Annotated in this window: 18 protein-coding genes; 12 read left to right on the forward strand and 6 right to left on the reverse strand. The window is 55.2% G+C overall.

Annotation, left to right across the window (positions count from 1 at the left end):
• Window positions 1–18 precede the first annotated feature (18 nt).
• From hemW to GRI39_RS04045, 3 genes are all read left to right on the forward strand, one after another.
• Entirely contained in the window at window positions 19–1,170 is a 1,152-nt protein-coding gene (gene hemW / locus GRI39_RS04035; RefSeq protein WP_160738359.1) for a radical SAM family heme chaperone HemW, read from the forward strand.
• Complete coding sequence (locus GRI39_RS04040; RefSeq protein ID WP_160738360.1) at window positions 1,167–2,063, forward strand: tyrosine recombinase XerC; 897 nt, start codon at window positions 1,167–1,169, stop codon at window positions 2,061–2,063. The genes hemW and GRI39_RS04040 overlap by 4 nt, the downstream gene beginning before the upstream one ends.
• Before the next feature lie 103 nt (window positions 2,064–2,166).
• Complete coding sequence (locus GRI39_RS04045) at window positions 2,167–2,901, forward strand: glutathione S-transferase family protein (protein WP_160738361.1); 735 nt, start codon at window positions 2,167–2,169, stop codon at window positions 2,899–2,901.
• Here the strand turns inward: GRI39_RS04045 and GRI39_RS04050 are convergent.
• From GRI39_RS04050 to GRI39_RS04065, 4 genes are all read right to left on the reverse strand, one after another.
• Window positions 2,898–3,752, reverse strand: coding sequence for a DUF817 domain-containing protein (locus GRI39_RS04050; protein ID WP_160738362.1), 855 nt, complete (start codon window positions 3,750–3,752; stop codon window positions 2,898–2,900). The genes GRI39_RS04045 and GRI39_RS04050 overlap by 4 nt on opposite strands.
• 11 nt (window positions 3,753–3,763) lie before the next feature.
• Window positions 3,764–5,071, reverse strand: coding sequence for a serine hydrolase (locus GRI39_RS04055; RefSeq protein WP_160738363.1), 1,308 nt, complete (start codon window positions 5,069–5,071; stop codon window positions 3,764–3,766).
• Window positions 5,072–5,101: 30 nt separating this feature from the next.
• Entirely contained in the window at window positions 5,102–7,093 is a 1,992-nt protein-coding gene (gene parE / locus GRI39_RS04060) for a DNA topoisomerase IV subunit B (RefSeq protein WP_160738364.1), read from the reverse strand.
• 71 nt (window positions 7,094–7,164) lie between these two features.
• Window positions 7,165–8,322 carry a penicillin-binding protein activator gene (locus tag GRI39_RS04065; RefSeq protein WP_160738365.1) on the reverse strand — a complete coding sequence of 386 codons (1,158 nt, stop codon included), beginning with the start codon at window positions 8,320–8,322 and terminating at the stop codon, window positions 7,165–7,167.
• Window positions 8,323–8,361: 39 nt separating this feature from the next.
• On the opposite strand from GRI39_RS04065, the gene rsmI reads away from it, so the two are divergent.
• The 4 genes from rsmI to GRI39_RS04085 all read left to right on the forward strand — a co-directional run bounded on the left by rsmI (window position 8,362) and on the right by GRI39_RS04085 (window position 11,239).
• Window positions 8,362–9,210 carry a 16S rRNA (cytidine(1402)-2'-O)-methyltransferase gene (gene rsmI / locus GRI39_RS04070; RefSeq protein WP_343033283.1) on the forward strand — a complete coding sequence of 283 codons (849 nt, stop codon included), beginning with the start codon at window positions 8,362–8,364 and terminating at the stop codon, window positions 9,208–9,210.
• Window positions 9,207–9,557 (forward strand): YraN family protein, encoded by a 351-nt coding sequence (locus GRI39_RS04075; protein ID WP_160738366.1) that lies wholly within the window; start codon window positions 9,207–9,209, stop codon window positions 9,555–9,557. The genes rsmI and GRI39_RS04075 overlap by 4 nt, the downstream gene beginning before the upstream one ends.
• Before the next feature lie 13 nt (window positions 9,558–9,570).
• Window positions 9,571–10,542: a glutathione synthase gene (gshB, locus tag GRI39_RS04080; RefSeq protein WP_160738367.1), complete on the forward strand. Its 972-nt coding sequence runs from the start codon at window positions 9,571–9,573 to the stop codon at window positions 10,540–10,542.
• A gap of 82 nt (window positions 10,543–10,624) precedes the next feature.
• On the forward strand, window positions 10,625–11,239 hold the full coding sequence (locus GRI39_RS04085) for a DedA family protein (RefSeq protein WP_160738368.1): 615 nt from the start codon (window positions 10,625–10,627) through the stop codon (window positions 11,237–11,239).
• 13 nt (window positions 11,240–11,252) lie between these two features.
• On the opposite strand, the gene GRI39_RS04090 is transcribed toward GRI39_RS04085, so the two are convergent.
• Both GRI39_RS04090 and GRI39_RS04095 read right to left on the reverse strand, forming a co-directional pair.
• Window positions 11,253–12,464 (reverse strand): exo-beta-N-acetylmuramidase NamZ family protein, encoded by a 1,212-nt coding sequence (locus tag GRI39_RS04090; protein WP_160738369.1) that lies wholly within the window; start codon window positions 12,462–12,464, stop codon window positions 11,253–11,255.
• Window positions 12,461–12,997 (reverse strand): DOMON-like domain-containing protein, encoded by a 537-nt coding sequence (locus GRI39_RS04095; RefSeq protein ID WP_160738370.1) that lies wholly within the window; start codon window positions 12,995–12,997, stop codon window positions 12,461–12,463. The genes GRI39_RS04090 and GRI39_RS04095 overlap by 4 nt, the downstream gene beginning before the upstream one ends.
• A 54-nt stretch (window positions 12,998–13,051) precedes the next feature.
• Here GRI39_RS04095 and tyrS point away from each other — a divergent pair, with 54 nt between their 5' ends.
• From tyrS to GRI39_RS04120, 5 genes are all read left to right on the forward strand, one after another.
• Window positions 13,052–14,281 carry a tyrosine--tRNA ligase gene (gene tyrS, locus GRI39_RS04100; RefSeq protein ID WP_160738371.1) on the forward strand — a complete coding sequence of 410 codons (1,230 nt, stop codon included), beginning with the start codon at window positions 13,052–13,054 and terminating at the stop codon, window positions 14,279–14,281.
• Between the two features lie 86 nt (window positions 14,282–14,367).
• Window positions 14,368–14,709, forward strand: a complete 342-nt coding sequence (locus tag GRI39_RS04105) for a PilZ domain-containing protein (RefSeq protein WP_160738372.1) — start codon at window positions 14,368–14,370, stop codon at window positions 14,707–14,709.
• Between the two features lie 79 nt (window positions 14,710–14,788).
• Window positions 14,789–16,069, forward strand: a complete 1,281-nt coding sequence (locus tag GRI39_RS04110) for an MFS transporter (RefSeq protein WP_160738373.1) — start codon at window positions 14,789–14,791, stop codon at window positions 16,067–16,069.
• Window positions 16,059–16,979 (forward strand): cysteine synthase A, encoded by a 921-nt coding sequence (gene cysK, locus GRI39_RS04115; RefSeq protein WP_160738374.1) that lies wholly within the window; start codon window positions 16,059–16,061, stop codon window positions 16,977–16,979. The genes GRI39_RS04110 and cysK overlap by 11 nt, the downstream gene beginning before the upstream one ends.
• Window positions 16,972–17,679, forward strand: a complete 708-nt coding sequence (locus GRI39_RS04120) for a dienelactone hydrolase family protein (RefSeq protein ID WP_160738375.1) — start codon at window positions 16,972–16,974, stop codon at window positions 17,677–17,679. Before cysK ends, GRI39_RS04120 begins: the two co-directional genes overlap by 8 nt.
• Window positions 17,680–17,719 lie beyond the last annotated feature (40 nt).

Here is a 17,719-nt window from a genome sequence, read left to right on the forward strand (position 1 = left end):
AACAAGTGCTTAATTATCGTGGCTCGCGCAATCTATATCCACTGGCCGTTTTGTCTCGCAAAGTGCCCCTATTGCGACTTCAATTCCCATGTCCGCGAGAGTGTGGACATAGGCCTATGGGAACGAAGCCTGCTTGCCGATATGCGGTATGAGGCGGAACTTGCCGGAGGCGAGAAGCTGCATTCGATCTTCTTTGGTGGTGGCACGCCTTCCCTTATGCCGCCGGCGCTCGTCGCACGGTTACTTGAAGAAGCTGAGCAATTGTGGGGTTTTGCGCCTGGCCTTGAAATCACGCTGGAGGCCAATCCCTCGTCAGTGGAGGCGGCTAATTTTACCAGTCTGGCGAATGCTGGTATCAACCGCCTATCGCTTGGTATCCAATCACTTGATGACCAAGTGTTACGCTTTCTTGGCCGTTTGCATGATGCGAGGGAGGGGTTGGCCGCATTGGACATCGCGCAAAAGCAATTCCGCCGGGTGAGCTTTGATCTGATCTATGCAAGGCCAGGCCAAACCGCTGATATATGGGAAAAAGAACTTGCTCAGGCGCTTTCGTTCGGGACAGAACACCTCTCACTCTACCAGCTCACAATTGAACCAGGCACCCGTTTTGCAACCGATGTGAGGCAATCTAAATTTACCCCGCTCGACGATGATCCGGCGGCTGATCTGTTCACCCTCACCCGTGAGATGACAGCGGCGGCGGGCCTGCCAGCCTATGAAATCAGCAACCACGCCAAACCCGGTGAAGAAAGCCGCCATAACCTCACTTATTGGCGCTATCAGGACTATTGCGGCATTGGCCCTGGTGCCCATGGACGGCGCGGAAACAAGGCCACCCAGCGGCATCGCAAACCGGAAAACTGGCTTTCCGCTGTAGAAAGAAACTCCCACGGAACGCAGACTGAAAGTGACCTAACAGCACCAGAACAGGCTTCAGAAGCACTTTTGATGGGCCTAAGGCTGGCTGAAGGCGTTGACCTGAAAGCACTCTCCAAGCGTTTTGGCATTGCTCAGGAAAACCTCATCATAGCATCTCGCAAGATATTATATTCAGAGCTTGGCTTTGTGCGGATGGAAGGTGAGCGCCTGATCGTAACCGATAAAGGAATGCCCGTACTGGATGCGCTTCTGGGAGAGTTGGTGCCGGCAGAGCTAGTCGTTTCTTGACACGGCACGACCTTCTTGATCGTTGGCGGATCTACCTTGAACAATCCCGCCGTCGATCCCCGCATACAGTGCGGGCCTATTGTTCCGCTGCGCAGCGTCTGCTGGAATATTTCGACCTTTCTGAATGGCGCGATGTAGCCACCCTCCCTCCGCTCCAATTGCGTAACTTACTGGCGAGCAGGCGATCCGATGGCATTGGCAATGTGTCGGCCGCGCGAGAATTGTCCGCTCTCAAAGGCTTCATACGATTTGCCCGCGAACAATCGGGCATGTCCGATGCCGCTGGCCCGCGCATTCGTGGTCCGCGCATCAAGAAGGGCCTGCCCCGCCCTGTTACCCCCGATGACGCCAGCAATCTTGCCGATATGGTCCGCGATGATGCCAAAGAAGATTGGATAGGTGCGCGTGATAGAGCCGTGCTGCTCTTGATGTATGGAGCAGGTGTTCGGATCGCCGAAGCGCTGTCCCTGAAAGGTGCCGACCATCCACTGGGCGAGGTTCTGACTGTCACCGGCAAAGGCAATAAGCAGCGCGTGGTGCCCGTTTTACCAATTGTCCGCGATGGGATCGCTGACTATGTCGCAAAATGCCCTTGGGCTATAAAGCCGGATACCGCCCTGTTCCTTGGCGCGAAAGGCGGGCCGCTCAGCCCCGGAATGGTCCGCAAGGCCATGGCCCGCGCACGCATTGCCCTGGGCCTGCCAGCCACCGCCACACCTCATGCCTTGCGCCACTCCTTTGCCACCCATCTGCTGGGAGCGGGGGTTGACCTGCGGAGCCTTCAGGAACTGCTCGGCCATGCCAGCCTCGGTTCCACCCAGATATATACCAAGGTTGATGCGGCAACTATGTTGGAAACGTATCGCAAGGCCCATCCGCGCGGCAGCGACTGAGTTCCGTTTCATCCAGTAAATTGACTTTATCTGTTTTTAGACTTGCCCAACGCCTGTTCGGGTGGTTAATCCGCATTCAAACCTAACAAGGAGGATGCCTGAAATGCTCAAACTCTATAGCTTTGGCCCAGGAGCCAATTCGCTGAAGCCCATGCTGGCGCTGTATGAAAAGGAGCTGGAGTTTGAACAAATCCTGCTCAATCCAGCCAAATTTGAACACCATTCGGATTGGTTTAAAAAGATAAACCCGCGCGGTCAGGTCCCAGCATTGGAAGATGAGGGCAAGATCATCACGGAATCGACCGTGATTTGTGAATATCTGGAAGATGAGCACCCAACAGCGGTAAAGCTGAGACCGGATAATTCCTATGACACCGCGCAAATGCGGGTGTGGACCAAATGGGTTGATGAATATTTCTGCTGGTGTGTCTCAACCATTGGCTGGCACCGCATGATCGGCAAAATGGTAGCCGATTTGACGGACGAACAGTTCGAAGAAAAAGTGAAGAACATCCCGGTGTTCGAACAACAGGTAAAATGGCGCCGCGCCCGTGAAGGTTTCCCGCAGGAAATGCTCGACGAAGAAATGCGCAAGATTGCCTTTTCCGTTCGCCGCCTGGATGACCATCTTGCCGATAATGAATGGCTGGCCGGCGGGATGTTCTCCCTGGCTGACATCTGCAACTTCGCCATCGCCAATGGCATGCAGTTTGGTTTCAGCGAATTGGTCAATACAAACGACACGCCGCATCTCGTCCGCTGGATCGAACAGATTAATGAGCGGCCAGCAGTGAAGAAAATGTTCGCTAACGTGCCCAGCGAATTGAAGAAGGATTAAGTTCCTTTGACTTCACCTTCGTCGCGACCTTTATGAAGTGCAGCGACGAGGGTGAAGGAAATAAACATCAAGAGATACCAGGCACCGAGCTTGCCGAAGGAAACCATGTGCCACCCGGCCTTCTGGCTGGGGTAAGACCATGCCTGCGCAAATGTACCGATATTTTCGGCAAACCAGATAAATAGCGCAACCAGAAACCAACCCAGCAGCAATGGCATCCACCTCGGCTGACGCCACACTGTGAAGTATATCCTCGTCCGGCGGAACAGCAAAGCCAAAGCGCAAAACAACCCCAACCTGATATCCGGCAACCAGTGATGGGCGAAGAAATTGATATAGATGGCAATCGCCAATACCCACTCTGCCCAATAGGGTGGCCTGTCAGTGAAACGAAAATCAAAGATCCGCCACACCCGGGCAATGTAGCTGCCTACCGCAGCATACATAAAGCCGGAGAACAGCGGCACGTCACCGATGCGGAGCAAGGCAGGCTCTGGATAGACCCATGATCCGGCGCTGGTTTTGAACAGTTCCATCACTGTTCCCACCACATGAAATGCCAAAATGACTTTGGCTTCTTCCCATGTTTCTAACCGAAAACCCAGCATCCCCAACTGGATCGAAACCGCGGCTATGGTCAGAAAATCATAGCGATAAAGTGGCGCATTGGTCGGGTAAAAGAGATGCGTTGCCAGCAACAAAGCCAGCATTAACCCGCCAAACAGGCAAGCCCATCCTTGCTTGAAGCCGAAGAGGCAAAACTCATAAAGCCAGCTTGCCGGACCTTTGGGCGGGTTGAACGCTTCGATCCGCCGCCGGATGGAGGCAAACCGGGTTTCTTGCACTACCATCTAAATAAAGCTCAATTTTTTGACGGTAAGGCCAGGCCGAGAGCGCGATAGGCGAGAAGAATAAACTTCGCTTCGTCAACCTCTTGATCGGGATCATTCCAGCTCATTGTGAGCGTATAATATGCCCCATCCTTTGCCCGCAGCAGCCAGTTGAGACTGAGCACACCCGGCTCTGAGCCTCCCTTATAACCGACATAATCCCATTGGGCGGTTTCTTCGGCATTCAGCGCTGGGTTAACAGCCATGATATCGAGCATATCCTGCCGCCCGGATTGCGCGATATAGGCAAGCAAGCGACTGACATCGGCAGGCGATGCGAACCATTCAACCGTATCAATGGCGACTGGCTTTCCCGTGAGATAAGAATCTACCGCATTTCCCGAGTTATTTGGGCTGCTCACTTCTGCCAGCATCGCGCGTTGAGTGGCATCATCGGCCGCACCATAGCGATCCGTCACCTCTTTGCCCCGCTGCTTCAGTGCGAAGAGTTCAGCTGTGGTGAGGAAGGGTTGCATGGCAGATGGATCAGCATGGCCCGCGCGGCGGACTTCTTCTTCCAGCCGGCCACGTCCTAGCATATTGGCCAGAATGTCCGTTGCACGATTGTCACTCTGTGAAATCATGAAAGTGGCCAATGTATGAAGAGTCATTGGTGAGCCATCGGGCCAGTCATGCAAAACTGACCCCGGAGAACTGGGACCCGAAAGAGAGAGCACATCGCTCCATGATATTTTACCATCGGCAATATCCTGAGACAGCGCCGAAAGGATATAGAGCTTGAATGTCGATCCGATGGCAAAACTCTCATCTGCATTGATCGAAAGCAGTCGTTCATCCGCACCGACCCTTTGAAGCAAAAGCCCCGCTTTGCCATGCAGTTCGGAAAAGTCGGAAATCAGCTCTTTCGGTGTATCGGCCAGCGGCTTCAATGCACCAATACGAAACCCACCGACTTTGTAAGGCTCTTGCGACAAAAGCTGCAATTCACCCTTCGCTTCGGCTTTTTCGAAACGAAGATGGAGCGTCGCCTGCCCCTTCGCTGGAGTAGCTTTCTCTATCTCAATTGCTTCAAGCGGGCCTGCCTGTTTTTCAAGCTGAGCGAAAAGCCCTTCAAGCTGCAATATCGGTACAGCCGCGAGAAACGCATCCGAAAACACATCGCTATAGGGCTTGGTGCCATTCAAGGCGGCCGCAATATCAGCCGCGCGTTGTTCCAGCCGGTCACCCCCAGTCATGGCGGCCATGTCAGGTGCTTGCGCAGATGCAGAAAAGGATGTGAGTGCCGCGACAAATGCCGCCAGTGAATAGCGCAAAGACATGGATTTCCCTTATCTTTCTCAATATTCAAATCACGCGTCGATCAGATCCCTGTCCAATTCGCCGGCACGGTTCTGAATGAAATTAAAGCGGTGTTCCGGGTTTCGCCCCATCAGATGATCGACCAGTTCCTTCACTACGGCGCGCTGCTCAAATTCAGGCGGTAATGTAATGCGGATCAGGCTGCGGGTTTCAGGGTTCATGGTGGTTTCCCGCAATTGGCTGGGGTTCATTTCTCCAAGGCCCTTGAAGCGCCCGACATCCACTTTCTTACCCTTGAAGACCGTTTCTTCCAATTCCTTGCGATGCGCGTCATCGCGGGCATAGTGGCTCTCTTTCCCGGCAGTCAGGCGATAGAGCGGCGGTTGTGCCAGAAAGAGATGCCCCTTGCGGACAATGTCAGGCATTTCCTGAAAGAAGAAAGTCATCAGCAAAGTGGCGATATGCGCGCCGTCAACATCGGCATCGGTCATCACCACAACCCGGTCGTAACGCAGATTGTCGGCGTTGCAATCCTTGCGGATACCGCAGCCGAGCGCCAGCGTCAGGTCAGCAATCTCCTGATTGGCACGGATCTTATCCGCACTGGCGCTGGCCACATTGAGGATTTTGCCTCGAATAGGGAGAATCGCCTGTGTCTTGCGGTTGCGTGCCTGTTTGGCACTGCCGCCAGCACTGTCCCCTTCGACAATGAAAATTTCGGTTTCACCTGGACCGTCCCCCGAACAATCCGTGAGCTTGCCGGGAAGACGCAGCTTCTTCGAATTAGTGGCGGTTTTCCGCTTGATTTCCCGCTCCGCCTTGCGGCGCAAGCGTTCATCCATCCGTTCCATCACCTGACCGAGCAGGGCCTTACCCCGATCCATATTGGCGGTGAGGAAAAGGTCGAAATGGTCGCGGACGGCATTTTCCACCAGACGTGCGGCATCAGGTGAGGTCAGCCGATCCTTCGTCTGGCTTTGGAATTGAGGATCACGCACAAAGACCGACAGCATCACTTCACTGCCGACCACCACATCATCTGCGGTGAGATCCTTGGCCTTTTTCTGCCCGATCAACTCACCAAAAGCACGCAGGCCCTTGGTGAGTGCGGCGCGCAGGCCCTGCTCATGCGTGCCGCCATCGGGTGTTGGCACGGTGTTACAATACCAGTCATAGGAACCGTCGGAATAAAGCGGCCATGCAACAGCCCATTCCACCCTACCCTGACCACGGCCCTGGTCATCCTCAGGAAATTCCTGACTGCCGGCAAAAGGATCGGTGGTAACGCATTCGCGGCCATCCAACTGTTCCTTCAAATGGTCAGCCAAGCCGCCGGGAAATTGGAAGGTAGCCTCTGCCGGAACTTGATCGCTGGCGAGGCTTTCCGCGCATTTCCAGCGGATTTCGACCCCCGCATAGAGATAGGCCTTGGACCGGGCGAGCTTGAACAGGCGCAGCGGCTTGAACTGTTGCTTACCAAAAATCTCTGTATCTGGCGTAAAGCTGACGCTGGTGCCCCGGCGATTGGGGGCCATGCCGACTTTTTCAATCGGGCCAAGCGTTACACCACGCGAGAATTCCTGCGCGAAAAGTTCCTTGTTCCGCGCCACTTCCACCCGCGTGTCAGATGAAAGGGCATTCACCACGGAAATACCCACGCCATGCAGGCCGCCACTGGTGGCATAGGCCTTGCCGGAAAATTTACCGCCGGAATGGAGCGTTGAAAGGATCACTTCCAGCGTCGATTTACCGGGAAATTTGGGATGTTCATCCACCGGAATACCGCGGCCATTATCCGTAATGGTCAGGCGGTTGCCTTCATCCAGCGTGACTTCGATGCGGTTGGCAAAGCCAGCCACCGCTTCGTCCATGCTGTTATCGAGTACTTCAGCGGCAAGATGATGAAGCGCACGTTCATCCGTGCCGCCAATATACATACCGGGCCGCCGACGAACCGGCTCAAGCCCTTCAAGAACCTCAATCGAGGAACTGTTATAATCCGCGCTGCCATCTGGGAGCTTCTCAAAGAGATCATCGGCCATGGGAACAGCTATAGAACAGCAAATCCGAAAGGCACAAGCTGGCAGCGCGGTTTATCGTCAGTATGGATCAATCAGTTTTTGAATTTATCCGGTGCCGGGGCGACAACGGACACTGTGCCATTGCCAATCTGGCGGGTTTCCATGCCGCGTTCACCCACTCCATCGGGGCCGAAACGGAAGATACCGTCCAATCCGATAAAGCCGTCAGAGGCTTTCAAGCGTGACACCGGGAAATTGCGGCCAGGTTTCCAGTCCCGCGCGATACGAAGTGTCAGCAATACCGAATCATAACCCAGAGTGGCGATGCGGTAAGGCTTGGAACCGAAGCGCGCTTCATAGCTTTCCACAAACCGGCGATAACGTGCATCAGGAACAGATGAGAACCATGCGCCACGCAATGCAGCAGCATTGGCGATGCTGGCTTCCCCACTCCACAATTCTGTGCCGAGAATATGAGGCAAATCATCCCCAGCCTTCTTCAACTGAGCCGCAGCAATGGCTGAAAGCCGTGCACCATCAGCGATCAAAACCGTGTCGAATCCGCCCTGAGCGCTGAGTTTTTTAGCCGCGCTGATGATGAAGCTGTTGCCGCGATCATAGCTTTGCGACGCAACCATCTGGCCACCGCGCGCCTCGACGGCCTTGGCCAGCGCCTTGGCCGCACGATCACCATATTCCCCCTTTGGCGTCAGCGCGGCAAACCGGCGGGAGCCTTGCGACATGGCATAGTCTACCGTCCGGGCGACGGATTGTTCAGGTATATGACCCATCACGAAGACATCGGAAGACGCGACGGAAACGTCGTTCGAGAAGGAGATAAGGGGCACATTTGCAGGTGCTGCAGCGGCCAGAACGGAAGGCACATTATCACCCAAAAGCGGACCGAGGATCAGCTTATTGCCATCGGCTACAGCACGATCGGCAGCCGTTTTGGCGCCTTTGGCCGTGTCATAGGTGGTGATGCGCAGATTATCGGCGTTTGTATCGAGCAAGGCCATGGTGGTGGCATTGGCGATCGACTGGCCCACACCTGCGTTAGTGCCCGTCAAAGGCACTAGCAGCGCCACGCGATGCCGGGCCTCGTCCTGCGGCAAAGTGCTCTGGCTCGGGGTAGGCTCAGGAGCAGGCGTGTTGGCTGGCCCTGTGTTACCACCAGGAATGATCTGACAGGCTGCAAGCAGCGTGCTCACCCCCGCTACTGCAAAAAACCGCTTAAACTTTCCAAACATGCTTGCCGCTCCCACCAGAACTGGTTCACAAGGCGCGGCGTGAGCGACGCGCCCGAAAATAATCAACTGAGTCCCGGCCTCTATATTGTAGCCACGCCAATTGGCAATCTTGGCGATATTACAATGCGAGCGGTCGACATTCTTACACGGTGCGACGTGATCGCCTGTGAGGATACCCGTGTAACTCAAAAGCTTACTCGGCATTTGGGTATCAGCAAGATGTTATGGCGCTATGACGATCATAGTGCCGAAGCTGATCGGATGCGCTTGCTCGAAAGAATGCAACATCAATCTGTTGCGCTGGTGAGTGATGCCGGAACACCGCTGGTTTCTGACCCTGGCTACCGCTTGGTAAGAGACGCAAGAGCGGCGGGAATTGCTGTGACCAGCCTCCCCGGCCCCAGCGCTCCGGTGATGGCACTAACACTGTCCGGTATGCCCAATGACCGGTTTTTATTCGCTGGCTTTCTGCCCTCCAAGGAAAAGGCCCGGCGCGATATATTGACCGAATTGGCGAGCGTGCGCGCGACATTGGTGTTTTTCGACACAGCGCCAAGGCTGCTGAAATCACTGGAAGCGATTGATGAAGTGCTGCCGGGTCGCGAAGTGGCTGTGGCGCGCGAACTGACCAAGACATTTGAGGAATGCCGCAGCGGAACGGTTGCTGAGGTTTCAGCCCATTACGCGGCCCACCCGCCGCGGGGGGAAATTGTACTTCTGGTCAGCCAGCCGCCGGAACAGACAGCCGATGATTTCGATGTTGATGCGCTGCTGCTGGAAGCGCTGGCAGATATGAAGGCTTCCCATGCAGCGGGAAAAGTCGCCAAGACCACCGGGATAGATCGCAAGGAGCTTTATGCCCGCGCGATGGAACTGAAGGATCAGTGAACCGGGCCAAGGCCGAGAAGAGCGGGCGGCGGGGTGAAAGTCTCGCTGCACTTTACCTCAGGGCTTGTGGTTGGCGGATTGTCGGCCAGCGGATCAAAACCCCGCGTGGTGAAGTGGATCTTGTCGCCCGGCGCGGCCAGGTGGTGGCTTTTGTTGAAGTGAAATATCGCCGCACGGTTGAAAAACGTGATCAGTCCATCGATCATTGGCGCTTGCGCCGCGTGGCTGCGGCGGTTGAAGCGATAGCGCATCTTTATGCGCATAACGGAGAAACTGTCAGGATTGATGTGCTGATGCTTGCACCTTGGCGCTGGCCTCGCCACATCATCAACGCCTGGCAGCCATGAAGGATCATTGAAAATGGGTTTGCGCGTAGCGGTTCAGATGGACCCCATCGAAAGCGTCAATATCAAAGGAGATTCGAGCTTTGCTCTGATGCTCAGTGCACAGGCGCGCGGAGCTGAAATCTGGCACTATGACGTCCGCACGCTGGCCTATGACACGATGGCTGGCGCAGGTGGCCGCATCACTGCATGGGCCGCACCTGTCACGGTGAAGAAAGAGGCCGGCAACCATTTCACCAAGGGTGAATTGCGCAAGATCGATCTCGGCAGTGATATTGACGTCGTGCTGATGCGGCAGGACCCGCCGTTCGATCTGGGCTATATCAGCGCGACCCATATTCTGGAGCGGCTTCACGGCGAAACGCTGGTCGTCAACGATCCGGCCAGCGTTCGCAATGCGCCGGAAAAGATGTTCGTTCTCGATTATGCGCAATATATGCCGCCGACGCTGATCGCACGGCAATTGGATGATGTGCGTGAGTTCCAGCAAAAACATGGCGCGGTTGTGGTGAAACCCCTGCATGGCAATGGTGGCAAGGCGATTTTCCGCATTGACGCGGATGGCACCAACCTATCAGCACTGACCGAATTATTTGGCCAGGTCTGGCCAGAGCCTTTCATGGTTCAGCCCTTCCTTCCTGAAGTTTCCCAAGGCGATAAGCGGATCGTCCTGATCGATGGTGAATTTACCGGCGCGATCAATCGTAGGCCGGGTGAAGGTGAATTCCGTTCCAACCTTGCTCAAGGGGGGTATGCAGAACCTTGCGGATTAACCGCGCGCGAAGAAGAAATCTGCGCCGCCATGGGGCCGGAGTTAAAAAAGCGCGGGCTGATTTTCGTCGGGATCGATGTGATCGGCGGCAAATGGCTCACTGAAATCAATGTGACATCGCCCACCGGCATCGTAGCGATTGATGAATTCAACGGCACGGATTCCGGTGCCATGATCTGGGATGCGATTGACCGGCATCTGGCGGCCATGAAGTAATTTTGACCGATACGAGCGTTCCAAATTCGCGCGCATCGCTGAGCTATTTGAACCCTTTGCCCGTCAGGCCGTTAGAGCCACCATGCAAGATCTGATTATCAATATCGTTCAGCAGGGTGGCTATTTCGGCATTCTGCTACTGATGGCAGCGGAAAATATCTTCCCACCTATCCCCTCTGAAGTCATCATGGGCCTCGGCGGCGTTCTGGTTGAGCGTGGAGATATGAATTTCATCCCCCTGCTGCTGATCGGAACAATCGGATCAACGATAGGCAATTATTGCTGGTTCTGGGCGGGCAATAGATGGGGCTATGAACGGCTCGGCCCGATGATCGACAAATGGGGCCGTTGGCTGACCGTTGAATGGGAAGACATCGAAAAAGCCAGCCATTACCTCCGCCATCGCGGTGATTGGGTAGTGTTCCTCTTACGGTTTTCGCCCTTCCTGCGGACGATCATCTCTCTTCCAGCCGGCCTTGCCCATATGAAGCTCTGGCGGTTTTTGCTATTCACCTTCCTTGGCACAGGATTGTGGAATGTGCTCCTGATCTTCGGTGGCCAGTGGCTGGGGCGTTCCTTTGAGCAATCCCAGAACATTTTAGGCTGGGTCGTGATCGGTCTTATCGCAGCAGGTGTGCTGTTTTACGTCTGGCGCGTCATCACATGGAAGCCGCGCTCAGCCCGTAAACCGAAATGATCCTATAGCCCAGTTATGCGGCCGGATAGATCAGGTGATCGACGATCAATTCGCCCCATGCTTCTTCATCACGAATGGCAATCCGATCAAGATCGCCGGCCTCTGAAGCCGCATCATCGACCCATTCGCGCAATGCAGTGCCGCCATTGATCACATCGATAGCCAGCCGCTCGAATTCATATTCATACGGGAAATCGCGCCAGACCGGATAATCGGGATAGAGCCGCCGGATTGCCTTGAAAGCAAGTGCCTGCAAGCGCCATGGGCGGAAGGCCTGATGATCATAAAACGGGCCTTCCGCATGGATCATCAGCGCATTGCACAGCGCGCTATCATGCTTGTGGAAGGTGGGGGTGAACCAGCATTCGCGCAAAGAACAGCCAGACATCCATTGCGGAGCAAAGCGCTGCATTTCATTGAGCACGGCTTTTTGGTCAATATCCGGTGCGCCGAACAACACTTCAAGCGGACGGGTCGTGCCTCGCCCTTCAGACAAATTCGTGCCTTCCAGCATCACCGTCCCGGCATAAGCGCGGGCCATGTTGAGGCTGGCGGCATTCGGGCTGGGATTGATCCAGATCCGGCTGCTGGGCCAGCCAAAACCGGGGCCTTCTTCCGGATCATAGCCTTCCATCGGAATGACACGGTAGTCGACATTGAGGCCGAATTGCTCGATGAACCAATAGCCCATTTCCCCCATGGTCAACCCGTGCCGCATCGGCATTGGCCCGGCCCCGACAAAGCTTTCCTGCCCTGCCAGAAGCATCGTGCCCTCAATTGGGCGGCCAGCTGGATTGGGACGATCCAGCACCCACACGGACTTGCCATGTTTATCCGCTTCTTCAAGCAGATAGAGCAAGGTCGTGACAAAGGTGTAAATGCGGCAACCAAGGTCCTGAAGATCAAAGAGAAATACATCGGCGCTGTCCATCATCGCAGCCGTTGGGCGGCGGACTTCACCATAAAGGCTGTAGATCGGAATATGATAGGCCGCGTCCACCTCATCGGGTGTCTCTACCATATTATCCTGCTTATCGCCCTTTAACCCGTGCTGGGGGCCAAAGGCTGAGGTTAGCTTGATGTCCTCACAGGCGGCCAGTGCATCGAGGGAATGCACCAAATGTTCCGTTACAGAAGCCGGATGGGCCACCAGTGAGACGCGCTTGCCGATCAGGGGTTTGCGCAAGGAAGGGTCAGCGAGCAGACGATCTATACCAAATTTCATGGGCTAATCGCTGCTCCAAGAGGCAGAGCAAAGCAAGCCGCATCATGAAAATCCGGTGTATTTTTCGGATGAGTGAGCGCCCAATAGGAAATATGGCCGCCCTCCTCCTCGATGACCATGGAAAGCCCAATGCTTTTAACGCCTGCCAGTTCTGCGCCGGAGAGCATGATCGTGATAATCGCATTGTCATCCACCGGCATACAGTCAATTTCCGGCCAGTCGATCGGTTCAAATTCGCTTTGCCCTGTGCGGTATCCGTCAAACCGATAGGCAGCCCATTTGCCTGATGGGCTGAAATTGAACTCTCGATAGCTCCTGTCATTATGCAGCAAAAACAATTCGCAACAGGTTGTTTTCCAGAGATTATCAGCTCGACCTTTTGACTTGTCCTCCGGCAGAATAACGCAATTGGCGCGGTCGATCCGGTAGCGCAGCATCAGCCGGCCATCGGGGAAAATCCCGCAATCCACGCTGACAGCACGCACTTGCGATGATGGGTGCAGCTCGTGAAGCTGCAGATGATGCGTTTTCAACTGTTACCCTCCGTGCTAGGCGCGCAATCCCTGCGAACAGAACGATAGCACAATATGACCTACACATCTGATCTTCTTCGCCTCCTCGATGAACGGGGCTACATTCATCAGCTCACCGACGCCGAGGGCCTTGATAAGCTGGCGGCCAAGCAGATCGTTCCCGGTTATATCGGCTTCGATCCAACAGCGCCCTCACTGCATGTTGGCTCGATGGTACAGATCATGCTGCTGCGCCGTTTGCAGCAAGCTGGCCATAAACCTATCGTGGTAATGGGCGGCGGCACCGGCAAGATTGGTGATCCAAGCTTCAAGGATGATGCGCGCAAGCTCCTCACAACTGAAGTTATCGCGGAAAATGTCGCCTCGATTCGTAAAGTGTTTGAGCGTTTCCTCACCTTTGGTGATGGCCCGACTGATGCCATCATGGTTGACAATGCCGATTGGCTCGACAGTCTCGAATATATCCCTTTCCTGCGTGAAGTGGGCCAGCATTTCTCGATCAATCGGATGCTCAGCTTCGATTCCGTAAAGCAGCGCCTTGACCGCGAACAATCACTGTCCTTCCTCGAATTCAACTACATGATCCTGCAGGCTTACGATTTCCGTGAGCTGTCCCAGCGTTACGGTTGCCGCCTGCAAATGGGCGGATCTGACCAATGGGGAAATATCGTCAACGGGATCGAGCTGTCCCGCCGGATGGATGGCACTGAAGTCTTTGGCGTCACCACGCCCCTCCTCACCACTGCTGATGGCGCGAAGATGGGCAAAACCCTCAATGGCGCTGTCTGGTTGAATGAGGAACAATTGCCAGCCTATGATTTCTGGCAATATTGGCGCAATGTCGATGATCGTGACGTGGGCAAGTTCCTGCGCCTGTTCACCGATCTTTCGCTCGATGAAATTGCCCACCTCGAAGCGCTTGAAGGCAATGCCATCAATGATGCCAAGGTGGTTTTGGCCAATGAGGTGACAGCGCTTGTTCGGGGGCGTGAGGCAGCACAACAGGCTGAAAAGACTGCCGCTGCCACCTTCGCTGGTGGCGGCTTGGGCGACGACCTTCCTGTGATCGAAGTAACCAGTGAAGGCATTCGCCTCGGTGCTGCCTGCACCGCCATCGGCTTCACAGCATCGAATGGCGAAGCCAAGCGCAAGATTGGCGAAGGTGCAGTGAAATTGGGTGATGACGTTCAGTCCGACCCGGGGGCTCTGATCACCGGCCCGGCCGGAACAGATGTTAAGCTCAGCTTAGGCAAGAAAAAGCACGGAATTGTGCGCTTCATCTAAGATATTTGCAAAGCGTTAACCTTTTATCCAACTTTACATGCAAATCACTCTCAACGTGATCATGTAAAGTTGGAGGGTTAAGGCGAATGCCTTATCGTGCACAATTGTCAGTGCCTGAATTAAGACGATCTGCAAGGCACCCTGTCGATTATCAGGTGAAAGCCGAACATGCTGTGCATGGCGACATCACGCTCCACCTCGCCAATATTTCTGTAAACGGTTTTATGATCGATCAATCGCCGGGTTTCTCGCGCGGTGAACGGTTGATCGTGCGCCTGCCAACCATAGGCCGGATCGAAGGCTATTGCATGTGGACAACGGGCGATCGTGCGGGTTTCCAGTTTGAACGGATCATTCGCCCGGATCACTTTGAAGAAATGATCCTCGCTATTAAGCCAAACACTCGGTTGCTGCGTAAGCGGCAATAATCCCTCGCCGGAATTACTCTTCACGCACCCCAAGCTCTAATTGCTTGGCAAGCGAGATGAGCTTTGCCATTGCGCTTGGGTGAAAGAAATAAGCTCCCCCCTTCAGATCCGCGATTATCGCTTCTTCTGGCTTGCCCGACTTTTAGCCGTTTCTGCCACCGTTTCGATGGTCGTTCTCATTGGCTATCAAGCCTATGACATCGCACGCGCCGATTACGGTATGGCGCGGAGTGAAGCGGCTTTCATACTGGGGCTACTGGGGGTCGCGCAATTTGTCCCGATGATGCTGTTCACGCCGGTGGCCGGATGGGCCGCAGACCGGTTTGACCGACGCCGGGTGGCCGCCGCCGCCAATCTCATTGATTGCGTCATCGCCGGAACGCTCGCTTATCTCACCTGGCAACATATGGTGGATCTGCCGCTCATCTTTACACTGGCTGCAGCCCATGGCGCAGCGCGCGTTTTTCTCGGACCAGCACAGAGCGCCATTGCCCCGAACATCGTACCACCTACCTTATTGCCCAAGGCCATCGCGCTGGGGTCCATCGCCTTCACAATAGGAACGGTATTCGGGCCTGCTGCAGGCGGCTTCCTCTATGATGTCGAACCTGAGCTTCCTTACCTTGCCTCATCCGTGCTGATCCTTTGCTCAGCCCTGTTAATTTCGCTCATCAAGCCCATTCGGGCAAAACAGTCTGAACAGCGCGTCCATCCAATCCGGCAAATGATTGATGGCGGTAAATTCGTCTGGAATGACCGTTTTCTGCTCGGCTGTATCTCGCTTGATCTGTTTGCCGTGTTGCTTGGCGGGGCGACAGCGATGCTGCCGGTGTTCGCCCGCGACATTCTCGAAGTAGGTCCGCAAGGGCTTGGCCTTATGCGTGGGGCCCCTGCTGCTGGTGCCGGGTTGGTTGCCCTGCTCTTCTCCATCAAGCCGATAGAGACAAATGTCGGTACAAAGATGCTGTGGGGTGTCGCCTTCTTCGGCATTGCCACGGTCGGTTTCGGACTGTCGCGCGACTTGATGATGTCGCTGGGTTTTCTGGCTTTGCTAGGCGCGGCTGACATGGTTTCGGTCTTTATCCGCAGTTCTCTGGTTCAGCTCAACACGCCGGATGAGATGCGCGGTCGGGTGTCTTCCATCTCTGGTCTGGCTATTTCAGCCTCCAATGAACTGGGTGAAATGCAGTCTGGCCTGGCAGCAGCACTGATTGGCGCAACCGGGGCGGTTGTTCTGGGCGGTGCGGGTGCCATATTCATTACTGTAGTATGGGCGTATATTTTCCCCGAAATCCGTCGGGCGAAAACCTTCGCGCCGCAATATCGAGTTAAAGGGAAGGAACCCCAGCATGAAAGCTGACAATGTTCTGGCAACCATCGGCAACACGCCGCATATCCGCCTCTCCCGTCTGTTCCCCGACCATGAAGTCTGGGTAAAGTCAGAGCGTGCTAACCCCGGCGGTTCGATCAAGGACCGCATCGCGCTTGCCATGGTGGAAGCAGCTGAGCAATCCGGTGATCTGAAACCCGGTGGCCACATCATCGAACCTACCAGCGGCAATACCGGTGTTGGGCTCGCCATGGTGGCCGCTGTGAAGGGCTACAAGCTGACACTGGTCATGCCCGAAAGCATGTCGCTGGAACGCCGCCGCCTGATGCTGGCCTATGGTGCCAGCTTTGACCTGACCCCTAAGGAAAAGGGTATGAAGGGCGCGATTGAGCGCGCACGTGAGCTGGTCGAGCAGACCCCCGGTTCATGGATGCCGCAGCAATTCGATAATCCGGCCAATGTGGCGATCCACACCCGCACAACCGCGCAGGAAATTCTCAAGGACTTCGCTGATACGCCAATTGATCTGATGATTACAGGTGTTGGCACAGGTGGACACCTGACCGGCTGTGCGGAAGCGCTGAAAAAGTCATGGCCTGACATGAAAGCCTATGCGGTTGAACCGGTCCTTTCTCCGGTGATTTCTGGCGGCCAGCCCGGCCCGCATCCCATTCAAGGGATTGGTGCAGGCTTTATTCCTGAAAACCTCCATACCAAATCCATCGACGGTGCCATTCAGGTAGACGGTGACGCAGCCAAGGAAATGGCTTTGCGCTGTGCACGTGAAGAAGGCTTGCTGGTCGGCATTAGCTCCGGTGCAACATTGGCAGCCATTGCCAAGAAGCTTCCGGAACTCGACGCCGGAACCCGCGTGATGGGCTTCAATTACGATACGGGCGAACGTTACCTGTCAGTCCCGGATTTCCTGCCCAATGAATGACTTGCGCCAAGTCGCTTACCATGATGGTGATGTGGCACTGACTGGTCTTCTGGCATTGCCGGAAGGCCAGCCAAGGGCTGCTGTGCTGGTTTACCCGACCATCATGAATCCGACGCAATCGGTGCTGAACAAAGCGCACGAACTGGCCAAGGCTGGCTATCTCGCTTTTGTGGCGGACTTCTACGGAAAACAACCGGATGATTTTGATCAGGCGAGCGGATTTGCAGGAGAGATACGCAGCACTCCAAGCTCTTATCGCCAAAGGCTGAGAGCTGCTGTTAAAGCTCTTGTAGGGGTTGAAGAGGCAAAAGGTCTGCCTATCGTAGCCATCGGCTTCTGCATGGGCGGACAGGCTGTGCTGGAGCTAGCGCGTGAAGGTGCGCCTTTAGAAGCCGTAGTGAGCTTCCACGGGCTGCTCAACACAGAACAACCCGCTGAAAAGGGCACGGTCTCAGCGCGCATTCTGATCTGCCATGGCGATCAGGACCCGCTCGTCCCTCGCAGCCAGGTGTTGTCATTTTGGGAAGAGATGGATCAGGCTGGTGCGAACTGGCATTTTCACTCTTATTCCGGGGTGAAGCACGGTTTCACCAATTCCGGCACCGCCAGTAACCCTGCTGTGGGATATGATGCCAGCGCTGACCGGCAAAGCTGGGCCGCTATGCATTCTCTGTTTGACGAGATATTCGAACAAGATTGATATGGCGTGCGGTGGTCGGTTCAATGCCAACCACCGCACA

The organism is Altericroceibacterium indicum, assembly GCF_009828105.1.
Taxonomy (GTDB): Bacteria; Pseudomonadota; Alphaproteobacteria; order Sphingomonadales; family Sphingomonadaceae; genus Altericroceibacterium; species Altericroceibacterium indicum.

What these genes read in the sequence shown, in the direction of transcription:
- GRI39_RS04085 (WP_160738368.1), top strand. Translation starts at nt 10,625, where the DNA reads ATGCAAGATCTGATTATCAATATCGTTCAGCAGGGTGGCTATTTCGGC.
- parE (WP_160738364.1), bottom strand. Translation starts at nt 7,093, where the DNA reads ATGGCCGATGATCTCTTTGAGAAGCTCCCAGATGGCAGCGCGGATTAT.
- tyrS (WP_160738371.1), top strand. Translation starts at nt 13,052, where the DNA reads ATGACCTACACATCTGATCTTCTTCGCCTCCTCGATGAACGGGGCTAC.
- GRI39_RS04065 (WP_160738365.1), bottom strand. Translation starts at nt 8,322, where the DNA reads ATGTTTGGAAAGTTTAAGCGGTTTTTTGCAGTAGCGGGGGTGAGCACG.
- cysK (WP_160738374.1), top strand. Translation starts at nt 16,059, where the DNA reads ATGAAAGCTGACAATGTTCTGGCAACCATCGGCAACACGCCGCATATC.
- GRI39_RS04120 (WP_160738375.1), top strand. Translation starts at nt 16,972, where the DNA reads ATGAATGACTTGCGCCAAGTCGCTTACCATGATGGTGATGTGGCACTG.
- gshB (WP_160738367.1), top strand. Translation starts at nt 9,571, where the DNA reads ATGGGTTTGCGCGTAGCGGTTCAGATGGACCCCATCGAAAGCGTCAAT.
- GRI39_RS04090 (WP_160738369.1), bottom strand. Translation starts at nt 12,464, where the DNA reads ATGAAATTTGGTATAGATCGTCTGCTCGCTGACCCTTCCTTGCGCAAA.
- GRI39_RS04105 (WP_160738372.1), top strand. Translation starts at nt 14,368, where the DNA reads ATGCCTTATCGTGCACAATTGTCAGTGCCTGAATTAAGACGATCTGCA.
- GRI39_RS04050 (WP_160738362.1), bottom strand. Translation starts at nt 3,752, where the DNA reads ATGGTAGTGCAAGAAACCCGGTTTGCCTCCATCCGGCGGCGGATCGAA.
- GRI39_RS04055 (WP_160738363.1), bottom strand. Translation starts at nt 5,071, where the DNA reads ATGTCTTTGCGCTATTCACTGGCGGCATTTGTCGCGGCACTCACATCC.
- GRI39_RS04045 (WP_160738361.1), top strand. Translation starts at nt 2,167, where the DNA reads ATGCTCAAACTCTATAGCTTTGGCCCAGGAGCCAATTCGCTGAAGCCC.